General features: G+C 66.6%; 3 protein-coding genes and 2 pseudogenes. All 5 read left to right on the top strand.

Features of this window, described 5'->3' with window-relative positions; genetic code table 11:
- Positions 1-186, top strand: a pseudogene (locus tag Q0D45_RS21285) (ShlB/FhaC/HecB family hemolysin secretion/activation protein); the annotation flags it as partial.
- 53 nt (positions 187-239) lie between these two features.
- Positions 240-2,069 carry a DUF2341 domain-containing protein gene (locus tag Q0D45_RS21280; protein ID WP_293397853.1) on the top strand — a complete coding sequence of 610 codons (1,830 nt, stop codon included), beginning with the start codon at positions 240-242 and terminating at the stop codon, positions 2,067-2,069.
- A gap of 32 nt (positions 2,070-2,101) precedes the next feature.
- Positions 2,102-2,506 carry a biopolymer transporter ExbD gene (locus Q0D45_RS21275; protein ID WP_022978512.1) on the top strand — a complete coding sequence of 135 codons (405 nt, stop codon included), beginning with the start codon at positions 2,102-2,104 and terminating at the stop codon, positions 2,504-2,506.
- A gap of 7 nt (positions 2,507-2,513) precedes the next feature.
- A complete protein-coding gene (locus Q0D45_RS21270) occupies positions 2,514-3,203 on the top strand; it encodes an energy transducer TonB (protein ID WP_293397849.1) in 690 nt (229 codons plus the stop codon).
- Between the two features lie 101 nt (positions 3,204-3,304).
- A pseudogene (locus Q0D45_RS21265) lies at positions 3,305-3,598 on the top strand (hypothetical protein); the annotation flags it as partial.

Below are 3,598 nucleotides of genomic sequence, written 5' to 3'. Positions count from 1 at the left end.
AGAGTGCGCCAGCCGGTCGCCGATACGCCCGCCGACCTGCGCCTGGCCAGCTTCGGTTTCGGCTTCGATTTCAGGCTGCTCGGCCACTTCAGCGGCAGCGTCGACTGGGCCAATCCGATCAACAGCACCACCAACACCCGTGCCGGTGACAGCCGCGTGCTGTTCCGCGTGCTCGGTTCGTTCTGATGCCCGCCTTCAAGCCTCTTTTCATTTTCAGTCAGCGTCCCTCCGGAAAACCCATGAGCCTGCCGTCGATCCTCCGCACCGCCACTTTCACTGGGCTGCTCTGCCTGCTGATGCCGCTCAGCGCCTCCGCCTGGTGGAACAAGGAATGGTCGTTCCGCAAGCCGATCACCGCCGATGCGGCGGCGGCCGGCGTCACCGGTGAGGTCGGCGATACCGTGGTGCTGGTGCGCCTGCACGAAGGCGTCATGAAGTTCAGCGATGCCAACACTGATGGCGGCGATCTGCGCTTCATCGCCGAGGACGATGCGACACCGCTGAAGTTCCATGTCGAGAAGTTCGACCCGGTGTTCAACATGGGCTTCGTCTGGGTCCATCTGCCAGCGGTCAAGGCCGGCGCGCCGGTGAAGTTCTGGCTCTACTACGGCAACGCCAAGGCGGCCAGGGAAGGCGATGCCAGCTTGAGCTATGACGACAGCCAGGCGCTGGTCTGGCATTTCTCGCCGGCTGAAGGCCAGGCCGGCCAGCCACCGGTCGACGCCAGCCGCTCGCGCAACAACGGCCTGAGCGCAGCAGTGATCGATGACAGTGGCCTGATCGGTGGCGCTGCCAAGTTCGACGGCGCCAAGGCGATCGGCGCTGCACCGTCGACGACGCTGAACGTCGCGGCCGGCGCGCCGCTGACCTGGTCGGCCTGGATCAACCCGGAAACCGCCGATCAGACCGCCGTGCTGTTCGCCCAGCGCGAGGGCGGCAATGCGCTGCTCATCGGCCTCGATCGCGGCACGCCGTATGTCGAGATCAGCGATGCCGCCGGCAGCCGCCGCTCGGCACCGGCTGCGGCGATCGCCGCCGCGAGCTGGCATCACCTCGCCGTGGTCTTCGGCGCCAGTGGTTCGACCGATGGCACGCTGTACGTGGATGGTCAGTCCGTTGCGACCGTCACCGGCCCGCTGCCGGCGCTGAACAGCGCGATCAGCCTGGGCGCGGCTGCTGCCGACGGCAGCAGCGGCTACACCGGCGAGATCGACGAACTGCAGATCGCCCACAGCGCGCGCAGCCCGGGCTGGCTGCTGCTGGCGGCGAACAACCAGGGTGTCGAAGACAAGCTGCTGCAGTTCGGTGCCGACGAAGGCTTGTCCGGTTTCTCCACCGGTTACGTCGGCATCATCATGCAGTCGGTCACCGTCGATGCCTGGGTGATCATCGGCATCCTGGCGCTGATCGCGCTGGCCTCGTACGCGGTGATGTACACCAAGGGCGGCTACTGCGGCCGTACCAACCGCGCCAACGATCTGTTCACCCGCCAGTTCCAGACGCTGCGCAGCGATCTGACCAATCTGGAAAGCGTGCAGCCGCTGGACGAGGACGAGCGCGACCAGCTCGAGGATTCCTCGCTATACCGGATGTACAAGTCCGGCATTCGCGAAATTCTCCATCGCTTCGAGATCGCAGGCCGCCCCGGCGCGCTGTCGGCGGAATCGATCGAATCGATCCGCGCTTCGGTGGACGCCACCTCGGTGCGCGAGAACCAGCGCCTCTCCAAGGGCATGGTGGTGCTGACCATCGCCATTTCCGGCGGCCCCTTCATCGGCCTGCTCGGCACCGTGGTCGGCGTGATGATCACCTTCGCCTCGATCGCCGCCGCTGGCGAAGTGAATGTCAACGCCATCGCGCCCGGTATTTCGGCAGCGCTGCTGGCCACCGTCGCCGGCATGGCGGTCGCGATTCCGGCGCTGTTTGCCTACAACTTCCTGCTCGGCCGGATCAAGGACATCCAGGCCAACATGGCCGTTTTCGTCGATGAATTCGTCACCCGCATGGCCGAGATGTATCCGGCCGGCAACGACGGTCACAACATCCGCGCGGCCGTCGGCCACCGCTGATCCGCCCTTAAAACGTACGGCGGAGACCAGCCATGCAAGCCTCAAGCGAAGACAAGCCCTACGACGAAATCAACATCACGCCGATGCTCGATCTCGCCTACGTGCTGCTGGTGATCTTCATCATCATGACCACGGCCGCCGTGCAGGGCATCAAGGTCAACCTGCCGCAGGCGTCCAGCCAGCCGTCGCTGGCGAAGTCGAAAACCGTGGCGATCACCATCACCAACGACGGCAAGATCTTCATGGACGCGGTGCCGGTGACCCTGGCCGAGCTCGAAGACAAGCTGCGCCAGAAGAAGGCGCAGATTCCCGATCTGCCGGTGATCGTCCGCGGCGACGGCGAGACCCAATACAAGAACGTCATCGACGTGCTGGCGCTGCTCGGCCAACTCGACATCACCCAGCTGGGTCTGGTCACCCAGCGGCTGGTGCAGTGATTCCGGCATGGCTCTGAGTTCGCGCCAGCAGGCCCAGCGCAAGCGCAAGCAGCGGCTCTATGTCGCCGCCGCGCTGGCCGCTGCCGTGCTGCTCTACGGCCTGGTGGCGATGCTCGGCAGCGACGGCGGCAAGGCGCGCAAGCCGGTCAACGAAGTGGTGCAGCTGAAGCTGATCAAGCCGCCGCCACCGCCTCCGCCGCCTCCCCCGCCGCCGAAACCGAAGATCGAGCCGCCGAAGCAGAAAGTGCCGGAATTCAAGCCGGCGACGCCGACCCCGGAGCCGCCCAAGGAAGCACCACCGCCTGGCCCGCCGGCGCTCGACGCCAAGGGCACCGGCGCTGGTGATGCCTTCGGCCTGCAGGGCAAGGAAGGCGGCGCCGATTACCGAGTCGGTGGCGATGGCAGCGGTGGTACCGGCGCCGGCAATCGCCTCGGCTGGTACACGACCCTGCTGCAGCAGCGCGCCCAGGGCGCGGTGCAGCGTCAGCGCCGGCTGCTGGAAGCGCGCTTCGCGATCACCGTGCAGATCTGGCTGGCGCCGGACGGCAGCACCGAGCGAGTCGAACTGCTGCGCTCCACCGGCCGGCCCGAGCTCGACCGTCTCCTCAAGGACACCTTGAAGAACATGCCGAAGCTCAGCGAGCCACCGCCGAAAGACCTGCCGCAACCGGCCGTGATCCGGGTGACGACCACATGAACTTGCAGCACCTCCAACCTGTAGCCCCCGCCATGAAGCCGATCCGGCCTTTGCTGCATACGACGAAACGCCTGCCCGTTTTGAGGCCGGTCGCCGTCGCGATGAAAACCGCGATCGCGGCCCTGTTCGTGGCCGGTGCCGGCTATGCCAGCGCTGCCGATGAAGCGCCCGCCGCAACGGCTGCTGCCAAGCCTGCGGCCGCGGAGACAGTCACCGAAGAACTGATCCGCCTGCTGTCCGATCGCAATGCGCTGAGCAAGGACGATGCAGCACGGCTGATCCGCCGGCTGCAGACCGAAAAGCCCGCGCAGCCGCAGGTCGAGACTGCGGCCCCGGCCACAACGCCTGGCACCGCAGCACCTGCAACGGCAACGGCCGCTGGCGACGCGAAGCCC

Origin of the sequence: Nevskia sp. (genome assembly GCF_023266035.1) — a bacterium.
Taxonomy (GTDB): domain Bacteria; phylum Pseudomonadota; class Gammaproteobacteria; order Nevskiales; family Nevskiaceae; genus Nevskia.
The sequence above is the reverse complement of the archived record's forward strand: the minus strand, read 5'-3'. Positions and strand labels throughout refer to the sequence as shown.

Bases quoted from the DNA above. Each gene is read 5' to 3' on its own strand.
- Q0D45_RS21280 (WP_293397853.1), top strand. From the start codon at position 240: ATGAGCCTGCCGTCGATCCTCCGCACCGCCACTTTCACTGGGCTGCTC.
- Q0D45_RS21275 (WP_022978512.1), top strand. From the start codon at position 2,102: ATGCAAGCCTCAAGCGAAGACAAGCCCTACGACGAAATCAACATCACG.
- Q0D45_RS21270 (WP_293397849.1), top strand. From the start codon at position 2,514: ATGGCTCTGAGTTCGCGCCAGCAGGCCCAGCGCAAGCGCAAGCAGCGG.